Raw genomic sequence first — 18,256 nt, forward strand, 5'->3', positions numbered from 1 at the left:
TCCATCATCACGATGTTTCAGGGGGAGACCGCCATGAGCCTGTCCGACATACCCGGCGCCGTACCCGACCCTGGCATGGTGGGCACGCGGCCATCCGCCGCGCTCGCTGAACCGACGGAGCGCGTCAGGTCCCTGTGGATCACGGGCGTGGTGCTGGTCAACCTCGGCATTAACGCGGCGTTTTTCGGCCCCATCCAGGTGCTCCTCGCGCAGCAGGCGGAACATTTCGATCCCGGGCAGAAGGAAGCCATCCTCGCGCTGGTGACAGGTGCCGGGGCAGCGGTGTCGCTCGTGGCGAACCCGCTTTTCGGCGCCTTCAGCGACCGGACCACTTCCCGCTTCGGGCGCCGGGTGCCATGGGTGCTGGCGGGTGCCGTCCTGGGTGCGGCGGCGCTGGTTGGCCTGGCCGGGGCTCCGAACGTGGCGGTCATGACCCTGCTGTGGTGCCTCGTGCAGGCAGGCTGCAACGGCGCCTACGCGGCCATCACCGCTGCCCTTCCTGACCGGGTCCCCGTTCCGCAGCGTGCCACCGTCGGCGGGCTGGCGGCCATGGGCCAGACGATGGGCATCCTCCTCGGCGCGGTGATTGCTGCCGTCGTCAGTGGAAACTTCGCACTGGGCTATGTGGTGTGCGCGGCAGCGCTGGTGGCGGGCGTGGTGATGTACCTCTTCCGGAGTGACGACGCGCCGCTGCCCGCAGTTGCCCGGCCCCGGCTGAACTGGTCGGAGTTCCTGCTCGGCTTTATCCGGCCGCTGCGCCATCCGGACTTTGCCTGGGCGTGGATCACCCGGCTGCTGGTCAACATCGGCAACCACATGGTCACCCTGTACCTGCTGTTCTTCCTGGCGGACGCCGTGCACCTGAAGGAGACCACGGGGCTCGAACCAGCCTTCGGCGTGCTGGTGCTAACCGGGCTGTACGCCGTATTCGTGATCATCACCAGCGTGGTGGGCGGCAGGCTCAGTGACAGGATGGGCAAGCGTAAGCCCCTGGTCATCGCATCCTCGGCCATCATTGCGCTGGCGTCCCTCATCCTGGCCTTTGCGCCCACCTGGATCGGCGGCATCGTCGGCGCCAGCGTGCTCGGCATAGGGTTCGGCGCCTACCTTGCCGTTGACTTCGCCCTCATCACGCAGGTGCTGCCCAGCGCGGGCGAGCGGGGCAAGGACCTGGGCGTCATCAATGTCGCCAGCTCGCTGCCCCAGGTCATCGCCCCGGTACTGGCCTGGCCCTTCGTCACGCTGTGGGGCGGCTACGTGTCGCTCTACGTTGCTGCCGCGGTAATCGGGCTGCTGGGGGCCGTGTTCGTGGTCAAGATCAAGGGCGTTGCCTAGCGTCGGCGACATTTCCGGCTCCAAGGGAGCGCGGAGGCCTGTGCCGTATAGTGGTGTGCGAATCGCGGCAGGACCGGGAATGGGGCTCTCCCTGACTGCACCAGGAATCTCAACCTCCGGACTGATGATGCTTGACTCTATGCCTGATCTTCCGCCCATGGCCGCCCCGCCCTCCCTTCCCCGGCAGCAGCGCCGCTATAACCGGATTCTGGAGGTGGCCGCCGGGTTCGCGCGGAAGGGCCTCCAGTCCGTGACCCTGTCCGAGGTTGCCGCCCAAGCCAACGTCCCCCTCGGCACCCTGTACCGCTACTTCCCCTCCGCCACCCACCTGATGCTGGCCTTGTACCGGCATCAGCTCGGCGAGCTCAAGACGGGGACCGGGCCGGGCGCTGTCCGCATCCATGCGCTCTCCGGTGTGGCCATGGAAATCTTCCACATGCGCGTCATGCAGCCCGCCGTCGAACAGTGCCTCAGCCAAGGCGTGTACCTCAAGGACCGGGACACCACCGGCCTGCTGCGAGAGATCGATTCCCTGGCGGAGCGCGCCGTCGCCGCAGTGTGTGGCGACCCTGCTGTCGCCCGGGTCCTGCTGCCGACGGTCACCGGTCTAGTCCAGTCCGTGCGCTGCCGTAGACTATCCCTCTTTGAGGCGGAGGAAGACCTAAAGAAGGCGTGCGCCCTGCTGACGCCGGCGCCCCGGTTAGCGCGGAATACCGCGTAACCGGTCTAGACCGGCGGGTCATAAAAGGTGCGAAAAGCGGTGAAATGAGCCACAAATCAGCTTTAAATGCGTTCCGTTCGGTCCAACAGGTCCGAAATGGCAAAAAGTGGGCCTTTGTCCTGTCTAACATGGCAGTACCGGAGTGGCCAGCACCCCAGCTCCACTGGCTTTCTGACGGGACCCGCCACCCTGGGGCCGTCAGCGGAAGCGCGTATCTGACCATCTTGAGCTTCGATTGCTTGAGCCATACTGTGCCGTGCGCCCACGGCTAGCCACAGGAGACAACGACGTGTCCACTGAAACTATCGCTACGAACGACACCAGCGCAGCCGCAGAGCTGACTGACCAGGAGATCTTCGCTGCCCACGAGGGCGGCAAGCTTTCCATCGCCAGCACCGTCCCCCTCAGCAACAAGCGCGACCTCTCCATCGCCTACACGCCGGGCGTCGCCCAGGTCAGCCGCGCCATCCACGCTGACCCGGAACTCGCCAAGAGCCACACCTGGGCCCAGCGCCTCGTGGCCGTTGTCAGCGATGGCACGGCCGTCCTCGGCCTGGGAAACATCGGCCCCAGCGCCTCGCTGCCCGTCATGGAAGGCAAGTCTGCCCTCTTCAAGGCCTTCGGCGAGCTGGACTCCATCCCGCTGGTCCTTAACACCACCGATGTGGACGAGATCGTGGAAACCCTCGTCCGGCTGCGCCCGAGCTTCGGTGCCGTCAACCTCGAGGACATCGCCGCTCCGCGCTGCTTCGAGCTGGAAGAAAAGCTCATCGAAGCCTTGGACTGCCCCGTCATGCACGATGACCAGCACGGCACCGCCGTCGTGGTCCTCGCGGCGCTGACCGGTGCCGCCAGGGTCACCGGCCGCGGGCTCGAGGAACTCCGCGTGGTGATCTCCGGTGCCGGCGCCGCAGGCATAGCCATTGCCGAAATCCTGCTCACCGCGGGCATCGAGGACGTGGTGCTGCTGGATTCCCGCGGCGTGATCAACTCCGAGCGTGCCGACATCGCCGCCGACCCCGCCAGCAAGAAGGCCCAGATGGCGCAGCGCAGCAACCCGCGCAGCATCTCAGGCGGCCCCGGGGAAGCCCTGCTGGGCGCGGACGTCTTCGTCGGCGTCTCCTCCTCCAAGCTGGACGAGGAGCACCTGAAGCTGATGAACCACAGCTCCATCGTGTTCGCACTGTCCAACCCGGACCCCGAAGTCCTGCCCGAGGTCGCGTCCAAGTACGCCGCGGTGGTGGCCACCGGCCGGAGCGACTTCCCCAACCAGATCAACAACGTCCTGGCGTTCCCCGGCATCTTCCGCGGCGCGCTGGACGCCGGCGCACGCCGCATCACGCCGGCAATGAAGGTTGCCGCGGCCCGCGCCATCGCAGAACTGGCCGATGACAAGCTCTCCGCGTCCTACATCGTCCCCAGCCCGCTGGACCCGCGCGTTGCGCCGGCCGTCACGGCCGCTGTTGCCGCGGCAGTCGAAGCCGAAGCCAACTAAGGCCGGCTAAAGCGCCGGTCCGGAACGGCCGACGGAAGCGAACGGCTGACTGAAGGCCCAGGGCTCACTGAAGATCCGACGGCGGTGCCTCCCCTGCTGGGGAGGCACCGCCGTCGTCGTTCCCGGCAAAGTCCGCGCGCCGCGGCGTGCTGCCGTACTGGCCCGACCCCAGGCTGCCCCGCCCTAGACTGGGGGCATGAACGCCCAAACCCTCGTGACCGTCCTGTGCGGCCTGGCCATCCTGGTTGGCGTTGCCGGCACCGTCATCCCTGTCCTGCCCGGCAGTTTCCTGATCGGCCTGAGCCTGCTGGCGTGGGCCATCTGGGGCGGCGAGGGCGTGACCGGCTGGGTGGTTTTCGCCGTGGGCATGGTGTTTGTGCTGGCAGGCATGGCGGCCAGCGCCGTCCTCGCCGGCCGCAAACTGAAGGAGCACCGGATTCCCAACCGGAGCGTCGCCGTCGGGGTTGTGCTGGGCATTGCCGGCATGTTCGTCATTCCCGTGGTGGGCCTGTTCGTGGGCTTTGCCGCCGGGCTGCTGCTCAGCGAAGTCCTGCGCACACGGAACTTGCGGGCGGCGCTGACCTCCAGCTGGGCCGCCCTGAAGGCCACGGGCCTGGGCATGCTCGCGGAGTTCGGCCTGGCCTGCCTCGCCGCCAGCACCTGGGTGGTGGGCGTGTGGGTGGGCGCAGCTTCGGCCTAGTTCGGGCCGGCCACTAGCATGGAGGAATGAGCGCGGGGCACTTTCCAGGACCGATCTACCGCGACACGCGCGACCTCACACCCTTTGGCTGCGGCAAGGTCCGCACGCCGGTCCGCGAAATAGCCGAGGGCATGGGCGGGCTGATCCACGGCGTACTCGGAGGCGGGGACTCCCGGATCAGCGTGGACGGCAGCGTGCCGCGGCTCAAGCTGCTGCCCGGCAAAGCTGCCAGGACCGTGTACGACGCCATCTTTTCCAACACCGACCCCAACAGGCTTATCGCCGCCGGCCGCGCCTATCCCGGCTGGGCCGGGCTCTGCTGCGTGATGGCCGGCCTCCTCGCCTACAAGCAGGGCGGCTACCTGCGGGCCGCGGAGCTCCTGCAGCGCGGGCTTTCCATCAGGAACGACGACGAAGCCAACCAGTTCGCCGCCAGTTACCTCACGCACGTGGTCACCCGGGTGGAAGTCGCCGAACGCGTCGTGGTACCGGTGCTGTTCAGCGAGGAGTCGGTATTCCTGGCGCTCTCCCATTCCCTCCGGGAAACGGGACAGACCGAGGCTGCCCTTGAAACGCTGGTCAGGCTGCCGCCGTCGTTGCCCACCGCGCTGGCGAGATGCGCACTCGCCGCAGCCCTGGGCCGGGACCAGGAGGTGGTGGTCTGGACCGAGGGCCTGATGAACGCCGACGACCTCTCCGCGGCGCTGCTCCTGGTGCGGGCGCGCTCCCTCCGCCGGCTCGGCGCCCACAGCCAGGCCCAGCAGGCACTCAAGGAAGTCCTGCGGCGGCAGAAGACCAGCATGTCTCTGCGCAATGACGCCCTGACCGACCGTGCCCTGATATTGCTGGACAACGGGCGGAAGTCCCTCAATCCGCGGGACTGGCAGCGCGGCAAGAAGGCGGAGCTTGAAACCTTCGAGGTCATCCGGAAGGACATCGAGGCGCGCCGGGCGTGGGAACAGAAGTGGAAGCAGTTCGGCGGGGACTGAGGCGGGCTCTTGTGGGCAGTACAGGGCCGCGATACAACGGACCCATGACTGACGCAATCAGGCAGTGGATGGACAAGTACATCGCGGCGTGGACCACGAACGACCCCGCGGATATAGGGGCGCTCTTCACGGAGGAGGCCGTATACGCCACGCGGCCCTACGACCCTGACCCGTGGCGGGGCCGCGAACAGATCGTGCAGCGCTGGATCGGGTCGGCGGACCAGCCGGAGGACTGGACGTTCGAATGGTCGCTGCTGGGGTCCGACGGCGACCTCGCGTTCGTGCAGGGCCGCACCGCGTACCTTGATGACCGCCCGAACTACGAGAACCTGTGGGTGATCCGGCTCGATGCCGACGGGCGGGCCTCGGGCTTCACCGAGTGGTTCATGGAGCAAAAGGTCTGAGCCTGCCGCTGGCCCGGCTTCGAGGCGGACGGGCTTCCGGACGAACCTGCCTCTATACGAACCTGCCCAGGGCCGGAAGCAGCTGCTCCGAGAGCAGCGCGGCGCCCAGGAGCACCATGATGATGCCGCTGGTCAGCGTCACGCGGCGGGCCGCGTCCGGCCGGGACTGCAGCAGTTTCCGCGACAGCAGGGCCACGCAGGTGTACACGAGGGCCGCAAGCAGCACGAAGGTCAGCCCCAGCAGTCCGGACTGCACCGGCACGGGCAGCGGCGCGTCGGCGCTGACGAACTGCGGCACGAGGGCCAGGAAGAACAGCAGGCCCTTGGGATTGATGCCGCTGGTCCCCATGCCCTGGAAGAAGGACCGGAGCTGGTTCTGCCCCGGATTCCCGACGGCGGCCGCGGCCGTGAAGCTCGCACCACGCCATGACCTGATGGTGACGGTCCCCAGCCACAGCAGGTAGACGGCACCGGCCACCGTGATCCACCCCAGCAGGCCCGGCATGCTGGCCAGTACTGCGGCGAGCCCGGCCACCATGAGGACGGTGTGCAGCACGTATCCGCTGCACAGCCCCGCCACGGCGGGCACGAAACTGCGGCGGCCCAGGCCCGCGGTGATCGAGTAGGCCCAGTCCACCCCCGGGGTGCAGGCGAGGGCGGCTGCGACCACGATAAAGGCGAGGAAAAGCTGGGGGTTCATGGCGGGCTCCTGCGTGTTGGGCTGTAAGAAAAGCCTAGGCAAAACGCGTCCAGAAGTGCTCTCCAATTTCGCCCGGATCGCGGCGGCTGGAGTAAGATTTTTGCGTGATTGACCATATCGACAGAAGCATTTTGCGCCACCTCAAAGAGGACGGCAGAATGACTGCCACGGCGCTGGCCGCCAAGGTGGGGCTCACCGTTGCCCCGTGCCATCGCCGGCTCCGGGACCTTGAGCAGTCCGGCGTGATCCGCGGCTACAAAGCGGACATTGACCCGGCCGCCGTCGGGCTTGGCTTTGAGGCAATTGTGTTCGTGACGCTCCGGCAGGTGGACCGCCCCACCATGGAGATCTTCGAGAACCGGGTGGCGGAGAACCCGAACATCGTGGAGGCGCAGCGGCTGTTCGGCTCCCCGGACTACCTGCTGAAGGTTATCGCGGCGGACCTGCCCTCTTACCAGCGTTTCTACGACAGTGAGCTGACGGTGCTGCCCGGGGTGGAGCGGATGACCTCAACCCTGGTGATGAAGAACCTGAAATCCAACGTAGGCCCGCCCGTCTGAGGCGGCGTGCCCGCCGTCGTCCCCGAGCGCGAACGTTCCACTAGCGCGAACGAACACTTGGGGCCCCGAATCCGAGTGGATCAGGGGCCCCAAGTGTCCGTTCGCGCCTAACTGTCTCCCGTGCTCAGCGGGGATTCAGGATCACGCTGCGGAAGCTCCCGGTCCCCGTCCCGCTGTAAAGAACGAGCGTCCCGTCCGGTGCTACGGCGACGAGATTCGGGCTACCTGTCCCAGTGAACCGACCCACTCCTGCCATGGCGGTGTAGGTGTTCCATCCGGCGCCAATCTGTCTCCGTGCAAGGAAACCCGACGCACCATTGCCGGGATAGAGAAGGAGCGTCCCATCCTGCATCCGCGCCATCAGGTCGGCCTTCCCGTCGCCGTTGAAGTCGCCTGCGCCGATGACGTCAGACAAGGAGTTCCAACCGTCGCCGATCTGCTTCCTGGGCTGGAAGCCCCCCGTGCCGCTGCCCGGGTAAAGCCACATCGTGCCGTCCGCCGACTGTCCCATAATGTCCGCCCTCCCGTCGCCGCTGAAGTCGCCGGGTGCAAGTATCCGGGAAAAGACGTTCCAGCCGTTGCCGATCCGTTTCGAGGGATAGAAGTTGCCCTTGCCATCGCTGGGGTACATCAGCAGCCCGCCATCAGGGGAAGCTGCGATCAGATCCGGACCGCCCGCGCCGTCGAAGTTCCCGGCGGAGAGTATTTGGGTGAACGCGTTCCAGCCGCTGCCGATCAGGCGAGAGGTCCGGAAGCCGCCAGAACCATTGCCCGCATAGAGCAGCAGGTCTCCTTGGGACGTACGGGCGAGGATATCCGGCCGTCCATCACCATCGAAGTCTCCCGCCTCCCAGACCTTATCGAACCGGCCCCAGCCGGCACCGATTCTCAGGCGCCCTGCGAAGCCTCCTGATCCGTTTCCAGCATGAACTGTCATTGAGCCCGCTGTGCTGGCGGCCAGCATGTCGGTTTTTCCATCGCCCGTGAAATCCTGGTCACCGACGATGTCCGCCACGCCGTTCCAGCCCGTGGACATGGTTTTCCGGGGCCCGAACCCCCCGGTTCGATTTCCGGGATAAAGGTAGACCACTCCGTCGCTTGAGCGCGCCAGCAGACCGGGCGTATCCTCCGCCAGGCCGTTGGCTGAAGCCACAGCAGTGAACGCCTGCCACCCGGAGCCCACTTGGCGCGCGGCAGCAAAGCCGCCGATCCCTTTACCGGGGTACAGCAGGAGGGCGCCATCGCCCCGGATGGCCAGCAGGTCCCGCTTGCTGTCACCGTCGAAATCACCCGCGGCTACGACGCGTTTGAAGATCTGCCACCCGGAGCCAATCTGCTTTCGCGGCTGGAAGCCGCCGGTTCCGCTGCCGGGGTAAAGCCACAGGCCGCCGTCGGAGGTGCGGGCAATGATGTCCGACTGCCCGTCCCCGTTGAAGTCACCGTTGCCTAGGACCAGGTTGAAGGCATTCCAGCCGGAACCGATCCTGACCGGGGTGCCGAGCTTGTTTCCGCCCAGTCCGGGGAGCAGCAGGAGCGAACCGTCGGTTTCGCGGGAGATCATGTCCGCCCGGCCGTCCCCGTTGAAGTCACCGGCAGAGAACTGAATTTTGGTGTGGAGGGCGAGGTCGGCGTCGATGGTGACGGTGGCCGAGGTGGCGGTGACGGCATTGATGGTGACCCGGGTTCCCGCATGCGTGATGAACGTGCTGCCGGCCTGCCAGGTGTGATTGGTGGCGTAGTACCCGCTGAACGGAACGGTGGACGGCATCAGCGCCAGCGAGGACGAGGGGGTGGCGCCGCCCCGCTGGACCACCTTCACGCCCCGGTTACCCGCGGGCCCGCTGGCCAGGTACGCGTCGTAGCCGGCGGGCTGCCGGAGCTCCAGGTAGTAGACCTCCTTGCTGACCGGATCGGTGAACTTCACCGCGCGGTAGGCCAGCTTCGTGTCGCCCCAGGGCTTCAGTGCGTAGCTCTTCACGCCGGAAGCCACGCCGAGGTCGCGGATGTCGGTGGCTGTGCCCAAGCCCCTGGCTTCCCAGAACGGGGCGCTGATCACGGGCATGTTGTAGCTGGACATTCCCATCAGGTCAGTGCTGTCACCGTATTCCCGGATGTAGCAGGAGGAATCGGTGAACTGCCCGGTGCTCGTGACGCCCACATCCGAGACGCCGCTGCTGCACTGCAGGGCATCGGCGTGCATGGATCCCAGGACGTGCCCGAACTCGTGAGCGATCACGCTGTTGGTGAAGCCGCTGACTTGCGGCATCAGTACACGGCCGCTGTTGCCCGTGCTGCTGTAGCCGGCGCCGAGTGCGCCGCCGGAGAGCGTGGCGCTGGGGACGAAGATCACCAGTGACTTGTTGAGTCCGTAGGTCCACTTCAGCTCGGTGGTGATCTTGTTGATCATGTCGTAGTAGGAGTCCGTCGACCGCGCTGCGGAAACATGGCCTACTTTCGTCAGATTCGGGTTCACCGTCATCGAAATGCGGCCGCCGGACATGGCCTTCCAGTAGCTGCTGGTGGCGGTGACGGCGCGCTTTGCTGCTTCAATGTCGACGGTGCTGCTCCCGGTGTCCGCCAGCTTTGCAGTGACGAGCTGGACCGTGAGGGGCGCTGACGCCGTTCCCCCGGCCTCAGTCTGGAGGGCCAGTCCGGCAGGCGGCCCGTCCGCCGGGACGCCCGGCGCGGACTCGTATCCGTGGTGCTCCTGTTCCGTCGGGGACTGCACCGGCAGTGCGGTGCCGCCCGCGGCAGGATCTGTGGCCGCCATTGCGGTGGCGGGAAGCGAGACGAGGCCCGCGGCGAGAACCAGCAAGCCGGTGACCGACGCGATTGAACGGGAAAAAGAGCGCATTGAGTTCCTTATTGAGACCGACCCCCCGGCGGAGACCCTGAGTGAACAATGCACCCGCTGCGTGCCCAGCGCTGCGGCAGATGCTGAATCAGGTTACAGTCGCCACCGCAGGACGGCCGCCGGAATATCCGCAGTTTTCCCCTATGATTTGCGCAGTATCGGAGCGGCACTCCGAGGGGGCCTAAGTCAGTGCTCTAGGAGGCCCGTGGTCCGGTAGGGAATCACCTCGCGCAGGAACATGCTGGTGGACGTCCGCACGATTCCCGGGCACAGCCGGATCTCCTCGGAAACCCGGTACAGGTCATCAGGGCTGGTGGCCACCACTCGGATCAGCAGGTCCGTGTCGCCGGCAGGGGCATGGCATTCCAGTACTTCCGGGATTTCGCGCAGCGCGGCGATGGCTTCGTTGAGGTGGCTCTGGTCCAGTTCGGCGCTGACCGCGGCGGCAACACCCCTGCCCAGGGCCGCGGGAAGCACTCGGCTGCTGTTGGGCCGGAGGGCGCCCGACGCCGTCATCCGCTCCAGGCGCGACTGTACAGTCCCGCGGGCCAGGCCCAGCCGCTGGGACAGGACCATGATGGGCAGCCGCGGATCCTCGTCCAAGGCGGCAAGGATCCGCCGGTCCGTCGCGTCGAGCTGCTGCAATCTGATCACTCCCTGTCCTGTTTCAGCATGCGCGACTGGACAGATTGACCAGTCCATTCCATGCCCATTGCGCCTACTGTAGGTCTTCTGCTCAGATAGTGGCAACGCAGGCGACGGTTACCCCCGAAGCCAGCAGGCTACAGGCTCCCGGCACATCACCCGGCCCCCTGGACCACGCTTCCCGCAAGGAGGTAGCCGCTGATTGACACTTGTTCACGCATTCGTCTTTCCGCAGGAAGTGCCTCGATTTCCGGAACTGCGTTCCGTTCGGGACAGGCACGGCAAGAGCCCCTGAGCCACCGATTCCCGGCCAACGCCCGGAGTGCGCGGTAGCTGAGGGGCTCTTGTGGTGTTCGGCATAGGGTGGAGGGCATGACTCGCGCTGGCCGCTTCGCCCCCAGCCCCTCCGGTGAGCTGCATGTGGGAAACCTCCGGACGGCAATCCTCGCCTGGCTCTTTGCCCGTTCCACCGGACGGCGGTTTCTGCTGCGCGTCGAGGACCTCGATCGCGCGCGGGCAGGGGCTGAGGCCGTGCAATTGCGGGACCTGGCGGCCGTCGGAGTGACCTGGGACGGTGCAGCGGTGCGCCAGACGGACCGCGAACCGCTGTACACGGCGGCCATCGGACGGCTGGCCGCGGCCGGGCTGACATACGAATGCTTCTGCACGCGCCGTGAGATCCAGGAGGCACCCTCCGCGCCGCACGCGCCACAGGGAGCCTATCCCGGCACATGCAGAAGACTGCCGGCGGCAGAGCTTGAGTTCAAGCGGTCCACCCGTCCGGCCGCGATCCGTCTGCGTTCCTCTGTGGCCGAGTGGACGGTGGAGGACGTGCTGCACGGGACGTTCACGGGCATGGTGGACGACTTTGTCTTGCGCCGCAACGACGGCGTGACTGCGTACAACCTGGCCGTCGTCGTGGATGATGCCGAGCAGGGCATTGACCAGGTGGTCCGCGGTGATGACCTTCTGCCGTCCACGCCCCGCCAGGCATATCTCGCGTCACTCTTGAATATGCCCGTTCCGGAATATGCCCACGTGCCGCTGGTGGTGAACGCCGAGGGCGTCCGGCTGGCCAAACGGGATGGCGCAGTCACCCTGGGTGATCTGGCTGCCGTCGGAATCCCCGCGGAAGCTGTGCAGCGCAGGATGCTGGAATCGCTGGGCCTCCCGGGCGGGTCTCTGGAGACCGCCCTCCAGGGCTTTTCGCCTGTCAGCCTGCCTCGTGATCCATGGGTCTGGCCGGGGGCGTAGCGGAGCGCGTCAGGCGGTCTTGGACCGCTGCTCCAGCTTCTCCAGCGCCGCGTGGAGCAGGTCCGTGCTCCGGCGTTCATCGATAACGATCGAGGCCCCGAGCGCGGCAACGATGATGAGCAGGCAGACGGGAACCGACACGCCCCCCGCCGCCAGGACCACGGTTCCGGCGAGTACGCATACTACTCCGGTGGTGACGGCGATAAGGGTGCGGTCGACGCACGTCATGGCGCTGAAGAGTGCCGTGAGCGAGACCTTGAACAGCGCCACGGGAACGGCGATGCTGGCGACTGCGACGGCGGCGCTGATGTGGGCGCCATGGTCGATGTAGTAGGCGGCGACATGCAGGCCAGCTCCCGTGGCAGCGATCGCGGCGAAAACGGGGATGTGGCCGTAGCCGAAGAAGTAGGAACGGTGCCGCTGCAGGTGCAGGGCCCGGCCGGCGGGCAGGATGAAGTAGATCCACCACATGCTGAAGGCCAGCGCGGTGCCGCCGAAACCCACCAAGGCGGCATCAACCGACCAGCCATGGTTGGCCACGATGGCCCGGAGTGTCTCGACGGCGCCGATCAGGCATTCGCCGAGCGCGATGATGGCCAGCAAGCCGTAGCGTTCCGCGATGTGGTGGGCGTGCCAGGGCGTGGTGGCGTTCCGCTCGGCTGCGTACGGGGTGGCCAGCTCCAGCACGTACAGCGGAGCAATCATCAGGAAGGTGGTGGCGACGTCCGCCTGGATGAACAGCACCGCGATCCACCCAAGCTGGACCACTGCCAGGTATCCCGCGTAGCGCAGGCACGTCTGCCGGCGGGCCGGGTCCTGCCGGGCAGCGCGCAGCCACTGGGAGACCAGGGCCAGCCGCATGATGACGTAGCCGCCGACGATGGCCGTGTTCTCCACGTGCCTCCCCTCCACCAGGGAGTGGAACATGGGTTCGATGCCCATCGCCAGGATCAGGACGCCGAGCAGCTGAACCATGGTGACCACCCGGAACACCCAGTCGTCGGTGTCGTAGGCGCTGGCGAACCACGTGAAATTGATCCACGCCCAGATCACGGCAAACATCGCGAAGGAAAAGCCGAGCAGGCCCGCGCCGAAGTGTCCCTCCGCGATCTCGTGGGCGAACTGGCTGCCGGCCACCCCGAAGGCGATCACGAAGGTCAGGTCGAAGAAGAGCTCCAGAGGGGTGGCTGTCCGGTGCGGCTGGTGCGGATCCCGGCCGCCCATGCGGGCCACGGCGTGCCGAAGCGGATTAGAGGGCATGAATCAAACAGTAGCGCGTCCACGTGCCCGCCAGAGTAGGGCGATGTACGCCAGGTCGAACACGCTGCACAGCGCTCCGAGCCCCAGGATCAGGGGCGAGTTTCCGTACCCGCCGTAAACAATGGTGGGAGCAAGCGTGCCGATCCACTTGGCCACGGCGATGACGAGCGACTGGCCCCGGCCGCTGCCGCGCGAGACGAACATCGCGATGAACAAACCGGACATCAGCAGGTTCTGCAGGAACGCGGCGTACTTGGTGGCGTCGTCCCAGCCGAATTCAGCCACGAAGAGCAGCTGCACTGCGAACGACGTGATGCCCAGCAGAACGGCCCAGGCCAGGAAAAGCGGCCGCGTGACCCACGGCGGCAGCTCACCCCGCCCGAACCTGAGGAAGGTGTAGAGGATGAGGACGTCCGCCAGGCCCCACACGATGTTGAAGACACCCTGCGCCGATATTCCCGTGGCCACGGACCGTGCCGCGTAGATGGCTTCCCAGGCGAAGTTGAGCGCCAGGGCCGCCGCCGGGATTGCGTAGGTGCGCTCCCGGAAGCCCAGCCTGATCGCCCCGACATAAACGACGGTCCAGGCTACTCCGCTGACGATCGTGAGAAACAGGATCATGCCTCTCCTCTCCCAGTGGCCGTTTAGACGGTGCCTGCACGCTAGACGTTCGCCCGGTCGATTCGGCAGGGAACCGTCTAAACGGCGCTACACGCGGCCGAGGGCGTCGATGTCCTCCAGGAATTCCTGGTGCACCTCATCGCTGACGGTGGTGCGGGTGTCCGCGATGGCGTCGAGGTAGTCCTGGGTGGCAGGACCCTTCCGGACCGCCTCGCGGACGGACACGCCGCCCCCGGAGGCCAGCCCGCCGTCGTCGTACACTGCCTTTTCCAGCGCACGCTGGGAGGCGCTGCGCGCGGCGTACTCGATGTCCGCGGGGGAGAAGCCCTTGGTCCGGTCCACGAGCTGTTCCACGTCCACGTCGTCTACCACGGCGGCGGGGATGAAGCGCTGCCACATGGCTTCGCGGGCCTGCCGGTCCGGAAGGCCGATAGGGATCACGTAGTCGAACCGGCCGTGCCGCAGGAAGGCGGAGTCGAGGGCGCGGATAAAGTTGGTGGCGCAAACCAGGATGCGGCCGGGCTGTTCGCGGAAGGCCGGGATGATCTTGAGCAGTTCGTTGGTAACGCCCTGCAGGGGCGACGGCGGGTCCCCGGCGCGCTGGGAGGCGATCTCCTCTACCTCGTCGATGAACACGACGGCGTGCTCGAGTTCGGAGATCTCCAGGAACGTCTCCCGCAGTGCGCCGGCCAGGCCCTTGGGGTCGGAGGCCAGCCGGGAGGGAAAGACTTCAACAAAGGGCCACTCCAGCCGGGAGGCGATGGCCTTGGCGAAGGTGGTCTTGCCGGTGCCCGGGGGGCCGAACAGCACCACGGCCCGCGGCGGCACCACGCCGAATTCGTCGGCGAGGTCGGCCTCGGCCAGCGGCAGGACCAGGCGGCGTTCCAGGAGCTCCTTCTCCCGGCGCATGCCGGCCACGTTCTCCCACAGGTCCCGGGCCAGGATGCGTCCGCCCAGCAGGCCCAGGGGCTCGAGTTCCTGCCGTTGCACAGGGATGGTGCGCTCGAAGTACCGCAGGTTTTTCTTGAGCACGAAGCCGCGGCTCAGGAAGGCCTCCACCCGGGTCTCCGACTCGGGCATCAGGGCCGAAAGCTTGTTCAGTCCGTGCGGCGCCATCCGGTTTTCGACGGCGGCCAGCAGGGAAGTGCCGATGCCCCGGCCGCGGAATTCGGGCAGCGTGGCCAGGAAGACGATCCAGCCCTGGTCGTGCGCGGCACGTCCGACGGCGGCGCCCACCACCTGATCGCCGAGGACGGCCACCACGGCATGGTCCTTCTCGCAGGATGCCAGCACCTCGGAGAGCGCGTAGACGGGCTCGACGTTGGTGGCCTTCAGCGACTCCCAAAGGTGCAGGATGCCGTCCAGGTCCGCGGAGTGGAAGTCCCGGATCCGCCAGTTGGTCATGAGGTGTCTCCCGTGGTTCGACGTTGAGCCAGTTCTGAGCTGCTCAGCCGAGCATAGGCGATGACGCGCCGGCACGGGGTTGCAGGTGCGTTGCGTTACGTGGGATGGTCAGCGCTTCGCTGCGTTCACGGATACGTCCCTGCCCGCGTCCCCGTGTGCGTCCTTGGACGCGGCGCCCCTGCGGAAATGGTGGGTGCGCTCGTGGTCATCCTTGGTGTGCACCACCAGGACCGGGCATTCGGCGTGCGCGACGCAGGCGGTGCTCACCGAGCCGAGGTGCAGGCCCATGAACCCGCCGTGGCCCCTGCGCCCCACCACCAGCAACGCCGCTCCGGCGGCCGCCTCCAGCAGCATGGCCGGGGCCGGCCCCCGCACCAGCTCACTGGTCAGGGTCTCCGGGACGTCCGGACCGAACGCCTTCTCGATGGACTGGGCCAGGGTCTTGGCAGTCGAGGCCTCGAACGCCTCGAAATCCGGGGGGATGTACCCGGCATACATTTCCGGGAAGTGCCAGCAGGCCACGGCATGGACGCGGGCACCCAGGCCCGGTGCCAGCCGCGCCGCCAGGCGGAGGGCCTCCACCGAGGAGTCCGAGCCGTCCACGCCCACAACCACTTTGCCTTCAGCATCCATCGTTGTTCTCCTTTGCAATTTCGACCGGAACACCGGGCACGGATAGGACAGTCACCGCCGCTGCAGCGGCTCCATCTGCAAGACGACGCCGGCCGCCGCGGCGTCCCGGAACCGGGTATCGATCTGCACCACGTCCCGGCCTGCCCGCTGCAGCAGGCTGGCCGCAACGCCGGCGCGGTAGCCGGTGGCGCAGTGCACCCACAAGCACCCCGCAGGCAATTCGGCCAGGCGGTCCAGAAGTTCGTGCAGCGGCACGTTAATTGCGCCTGCCACGTGGGAGGCGGCAAACTCGTCGCTGCGCCGCACGTCCAGCACGGGGTCGCCGTCGGGCTTTTCATGAACGACGGCGGCCCAGCCGGCGCGGGGATAAGAGGCGACGGGAGCTCCCGGCGCCAGCTCGCCGGGTTCTGTCCCCACCGCGGCATCGGGGCGGTCGATCCCGATGCGGGAAAGGTCCCGGATGGCGTCTTGCAGATCCTCACGGCTGCCGACGAGCGTCAGCTTTTCGCCCCAGGGGAGAACCCAGCCGAGGTAGGAACTGAAGCTTCGCCCAGAGCCGTATTCGAAGCTGACGGTGCCCCGCAGGTGGTTGCTGGCGAACAGAACGCGGTGGCGCAGGTCAACCACCCATTCGCCGTTCGCCAGCCGCTCCGTCAGCTCAGCGGCGCCGAGCGACTCCGGCAGGCTCAGGTCCGCAGGCCCTGGGCCGGTCATGTTGATGGGGGCCATGTGGGCGTAATAGGAAGGGTACGCGGAGAGGTTGGCCATGAGATCGGCCGCGAAGTGCTCGGGATCCGGGTCCGTCAGTGCATGGTTGGCTTCCCGCTGCTCCGCAATGGTTGACGTCTCTGCACGCGCGGCGGGTCCGACCGAGCAGAACGAGCCGAACCCGTGGGTGGGGTAGAGGGCGGCCTCGGGGCCGGCATCGTCAGCCAGCCGGTGGACGGACGCGTACTGGTCCCGCGTCAGCCCGGCGGTGTCTCCGGGTCCGAGGAGATCGGTGCGCCCCACGGAGCCGAAGAGCAGGCTGCCGCCGGAAAACACGGCCCGGGCGCGTCCGTCCGTGAGGATGTAGGACAGGTGCGTGTGGGTGTGCCCGGGCGTGGCCACGGCCCGGAGGGTGAGCCCGCCGATCTGCATGGTCTGGCCGTCCTCAACCGGCTCGCGTTCGTAGGCCACCGGGTCCGCGGCGTTCACCAGATACTTGGCGCCGTGCGCGCGGGCGAGGATCAGGCCGCCCGTGAGGTAGTCGTTGTGGACGTGGGTTTCGGCCACATGGGTGATCTGCACCCCGGCGTTCCGCGCGGCCTCCTCGATGCGGTCCGTGTCCCGCTGGGCATCGACCACCAGCGCCACGCGGCCGTCATGGACCAGGTAGCTGCGGTCCCCGAGCTGCGGGGTTTCGATGACAACGACGTCCATTGGTCCGGCCCTTCGACGCACCGGGGAGGCGCCGCGATGGCGGCCTCGCCCCGGATGCCTCAATGGTAGGCCGATTGGCGGCAGAAGGAGCCTGACTGACGCTGGGCCTTGGCATTTCTGCACCACTTTGCCCGTGCCCCCGCATGTGCGCGCCCGCGTTGCCGCGGGCGAAGGGTCAACCGGCACGGGAAAGCGGTGCAAAAATGCGTGGCAGGGGGGCGCGGCTGGGGCTCAGACCCTCAGCGGAACGGGGTGCACCTCGTCTGCGCGGTGCCCCGCCCGCTCGTGAATGCGCTGCACAGCCTCGGCCGAGGGCGCTTCCGAGAGGCAGTAGACAACCCCGGCGTCCGGGTCTGCCCACGCTGACTTGAATTCGACGTTTTCCTCGCTCTGGATGGCAAGGTCGGCGTCGTGGGCTGCTTTCAGATCCTCCTTGGTAATCCCCGTCATGTTGCGGTGGACGTCCATGAATTCCGGCATGATGACACTCCCTTGTGCTGCTTGTGGATCGGTGGTGGGTCCGCGGATGCGGCTGAGACTAGACCTGCCCCATTCGGGCGTCAATAGGATCCGGGAAAGGCTGCACTTGCTTAAGCACCAACGGACACTTGGGGCCCTCAGACTGGGCCTCAAGTGTCCGTTCGCGCTCAACCCGCGCTGAGCTGCAGGGGTGAGTAGCGGGTTAGATCCGGTCCGCGCCGCCCGGGCCGGGGCGGTTGGCGATGACGGGGGACATGCCGGTGAAGCCTTCGCGGGCTTCGGCGATTTCGTGGATGCGTTTGCGGCAGGAGTACCAGCCGGCGACCATGAGCGCGATGGCGATCAGGGTGACCAGCAGTGTGAGTGGTGAGTCGATGAAGACCATGACGAGTACGCCGATGAGGAACAGCAGCGAGAGGTAGCCGGTGTAGGGCGCGCCGAACATGCGGAAGGAGGGGCGTTTGAGCCAGCCTTTGTCTGCCCAGCGCTTGAGCTGGATCTGGCAGAGGACGATGGTGGCCCAGGTGACGATGATGCCCACGGAGGCGATGTTCAGGACGATTTCGAAGGCCTGCGAGGGGACGAGGTAGTTCAGTGGGACGCCGAGCAGGGAGACGCCGGCGGTGATGGCGATGCCGCCGTAGGGGACGCCGGCTTTGTTCATGCGCTGGGCGAACTGGGGGGCGGAGCCGGCCACGGACATGGAGCGCAGGATCCGGCCGGTGGAGTAGAGGCCGGCGTTGAGGGAGGACAGGGCCGCGGTGAGGACCACGAGGTTC

The 18,256-nt window shown here is 67.1% G+C and carries 17 protein-coding genes and 1 pseudogene; 8 read left to right on the forward strand and 10 right to left on the reverse strand.

The genetic code is table 11. From position 1 onward, the window contains the following. The first annotated feature begins 33 nt into the window (after positions 1–33). From J7I85_RS12335 to J7I85_RS12360, 6 genes are all read left to right on the forward strand, one after another. The gene (locus tag J7I85_RS12335; protein ID WP_214852109.1) at positions 34–1,335 is read left to right on the forward strand and encodes an MFS transporter; all 1,302 of its coding nucleotides are present in this window, start codon (positions 34–36) and stop codon (positions 1,333–1,335) included. 139 nt (positions 1,336–1,474) lie between these two features. Then, positions 1,475–2,056 carry a TetR/AcrR family transcriptional regulator gene (locus J7I85_RS12340; protein WP_251024274.1) on the forward strand — a complete coding sequence of 194 codons (582 nt, stop codon included), beginning with the start codon at positions 1,475–1,477 and terminating at the stop codon, positions 2,054–2,056. 289 nt (positions 2,057–2,345) lie between these two features. Beyond that, positions 2,346–3,551 carry an NADP-dependent malic enzyme gene (locus J7I85_RS12345; protein WP_214852110.1) on the forward strand — a complete coding sequence of 402 codons (1,206 nt, stop codon included), beginning with the start codon at positions 2,346–2,348 and terminating at the stop codon, positions 3,549–3,551. 196 nt (positions 3,552–3,747) lie between these two features. Continuing rightward, positions 3,748–4,251: a DUF456 domain-containing protein gene (locus J7I85_RS12350; RefSeq protein ID WP_214852112.1), complete on the forward strand. Its 504-nt coding sequence runs from the start codon at positions 3,748–3,750 to the stop codon at positions 4,249–4,251. A gap of 26 nt (positions 4,252–4,277) precedes the next feature. After that, complete coding sequence (locus J7I85_RS12355) at positions 4,278–5,240, forward strand: hypothetical protein (RefSeq protein ID WP_214852113.1); 963 nt, start codon at positions 4,278–4,280, stop codon at positions 5,238–5,240. 44 nt (positions 5,241–5,284) lie between these two features. After that, positions 5,285–5,644 carry a nuclear transport factor 2 family protein gene (locus J7I85_RS12360; protein ID WP_214852115.1) on the forward strand — a complete coding sequence of 120 codons (360 nt, stop codon included), beginning with the start codon at positions 5,285–5,287 and terminating at the stop codon, positions 5,642–5,644. Between the two features lie 52 nt (positions 5,645–5,696). Here J7I85_RS12360 and J7I85_RS12365 read toward each other — a convergent pair whose 3' ends face one another. After that, complete coding sequence (locus J7I85_RS12365; protein ID WP_214852116.1) at positions 5,697–6,344, reverse strand: LysE family translocator; 648 nt, start codon at positions 6,342–6,344, stop codon at positions 5,697–5,699. A gap of 104 nt (positions 6,345–6,448) precedes the next feature. Here J7I85_RS12365 and J7I85_RS12370 point away from each other — a divergent pair, with 104 nt between their 5' ends. After that, positions 6,449–6,904, forward strand: a complete 456-nt coding sequence (locus J7I85_RS12370) for an Lrp/AsnC family transcriptional regulator (protein ID WP_214852117.1) — start codon at positions 6,449–6,451, stop codon at positions 6,902–6,904. Between the two features lie 124 nt (positions 6,905–7,028). On the opposite strand, the gene J7I85_RS12375 is transcribed toward J7I85_RS12370, so the two are convergent. Then, a complete protein-coding gene (locus tag J7I85_RS12375) occupies positions 7,029–9,758 on the reverse strand; it encodes an FG-GAP-like repeat-containing protein (RefSeq protein ID WP_214852118.1) in 2,730 nt (909 codons plus the stop codon). Between the two features lie 186 nt (positions 9,759–9,944). Then, on the reverse strand, positions 9,945–10,403 hold the full coding sequence (locus J7I85_RS12380; RefSeq protein WP_214852146.1) for an Lrp/AsnC family transcriptional regulator: 459 nt from the start codon (positions 10,401–10,403) through the stop codon (positions 9,945–9,947). Positions 10,404–10,775: 372 nt separating this feature from the next. Between J7I85_RS12380 and gluQRS the strand changes: the two genes are divergently transcribed. After that, a complete protein-coding gene (gene gluQRS, locus J7I85_RS12385; protein ID WP_214852119.1) occupies positions 10,776–11,657 on the forward strand; it encodes a tRNA glutamyl-Q(34) synthetase GluQRS in 882 nt (293 codons plus the stop codon). Between the two features lie 9 nt (positions 11,658–11,666). Here the strand turns inward: gluQRS and J7I85_RS12390 are convergent, their stop codons facing one another. From J7I85_RS12390 to J7I85_RS12420, 7 genes and pseudogenes are all read right to left on the reverse strand, one after another. Continuing rightward, positions 11,667–12,917 carry a low temperature requirement protein A gene (locus J7I85_RS12390; protein ID WP_214852120.1) on the reverse strand — a complete coding sequence of 417 codons (1,251 nt, stop codon included), beginning with the start codon at positions 12,915–12,917 and terminating at the stop codon, positions 11,667–11,669. Between the two features lie 3 nt (positions 12,918–12,920). Further along, complete coding sequence (locus J7I85_RS12395) at positions 12,921–13,538, reverse strand: hypothetical protein (protein ID WP_214852121.1); 618 nt, start codon at positions 13,536–13,538, stop codon at positions 12,921–12,923. Between the two features lie 87 nt (positions 13,539–13,625). Further along, complete coding sequence (locus tag J7I85_RS12400; protein WP_214852124.1) at positions 13,626–14,942, reverse strand: ATP-binding protein; 1,317 nt, start codon at positions 14,940–14,942, stop codon at positions 13,626–13,628. Between the two features lie 108 nt (positions 14,943–15,050). Further along, positions 15,051–15,575 carry a universal stress protein gene (locus J7I85_RS12405; RefSeq protein WP_214852126.1) on the reverse strand — a complete coding sequence of 175 codons (525 nt, stop codon included), beginning with the start codon at positions 15,573–15,575 and terminating at the stop codon, positions 15,051–15,053. 51 nt (positions 15,576–15,626) lie between these two features. Next, the gene (locus tag J7I85_RS12410) at positions 15,627–16,997 is read right to left on the reverse strand and encodes a rhodanese-like domain-containing protein (protein WP_214852129.1); all 1,371 of its coding nucleotides are present in this window, start codon (positions 16,995–16,997) and stop codon (positions 15,627–15,629) included. Between the two features lie 231 nt (positions 16,998–17,228). Then, positions 17,229–17,477, reverse strand: coding sequence for an SCO4226 family nickel-binding protein (locus J7I85_RS12415; protein WP_214852132.1), 249 nt, complete (start codon positions 17,475–17,477; stop codon positions 17,229–17,231). Between the two features lie 202 nt (positions 17,478–17,679). After that, a pseudogene (locus J7I85_RS12420) lies at positions 17,680–18,256 on the reverse strand (amino acid permease); the annotation flags it as partial.

Origin of the sequence: Arthrobacter sp. ISL-65 (assembly GCF_018613795.1) — a bacterium.
GTDB lineage: Bacteria > Actinomycetota > Actinomycetes > Actinomycetales > Micrococcaceae > Arthrobacter.

Excerpts from the sequence above, each read along its gene's own strand:
- J7I85_RS12335 (WP_214852109.1), top strand. The coding sequence starts at position 34 with ATGAGCCTGTCCGACATACCCGGCGCCGTACCCGACCCTGGCATGGTG.
- J7I85_RS12340 (WP_251024274.1), top strand. The coding sequence starts at position 1,475 with ATGCCTGATCTTCCGCCCATGGCCGCCCCGCCCTCCCTTCCCCGGCAG.
- J7I85_RS12350 (WP_214852112.1), top strand. The coding sequence starts at position 3,748 with ATGAACGCCCAAACCCTCGTGACCGTCCTGTGCGGCCTGGCCATCCTG.
- J7I85_RS12355 (WP_214852113.1), top strand. The coding sequence starts at position 4,278 with ATGAGCGCGGGGCACTTTCCAGGACCGATCTACCGCGACACGCGCGAC.
- J7I85_RS12360 (WP_214852115.1), top strand. The coding sequence starts at position 5,285 with ATGACTGACGCAATCAGGCAGTGGATGGACAAGTACATCGCGGCGTGG.
- J7I85_RS12365 (WP_214852116.1), bottom strand. The coding sequence starts at position 6,344 with ATGAACCCCCAGCTTTTCCTCGCCTTTATCGTGGTCGCAGCCGCCCTC.
- J7I85_RS12375 (WP_214852118.1), bottom strand. The coding sequence starts at position 9,758 with ATGCGCTCTTTTTCCCGTTCAATCGCGTCGGTCACCGGCTTGCTGGTT.
- gluQRS (WP_214852119.1), top strand. The coding sequence starts at position 10,776 with ATGACTCGCGCTGGCCGCTTCGCCCCCAGCCCCTCCGGTGAGCTGCAT.
- J7I85_RS12390 (WP_214852120.1), bottom strand. The coding sequence starts at position 12,917 with ATGCCCTCTAATCCGCTTCGGCACGCCGTGGCCCGCATGGGCGGCCGG.
- J7I85_RS12395 (WP_214852121.1), bottom strand. The coding sequence starts at position 13,538 with ATGATCCTGTTTCTCACGATCGTCAGCGGAGTAGCCTGGACCGTCGTT.
- J7I85_RS12400 (WP_214852124.1), bottom strand. The coding sequence starts at position 14,942 with ATGACCAACTGGCGGATCCGGGACTTCCACTCCGCGGACCTGGACGGC.
- J7I85_RS12405 (WP_214852126.1), bottom strand. The coding sequence starts at position 15,575 with ATGGATGCTGAAGGCAAAGTGGTTGTGGGCGTGGACGGCTCGGACTCC.
- J7I85_RS12410 (WP_214852129.1), bottom strand. The coding sequence starts at position 16,997 with ATGGACGTCGTTGTCATCGAAACCCCGCAGCTCGGGGACCGCAGCTAC.
- J7I85_RS12415 (WP_214852132.1), bottom strand. The coding sequence starts at position 17,477 with ATGCCGGAATTCATGGACGTCCACCGCAACATGACGGGGATTACCAAG.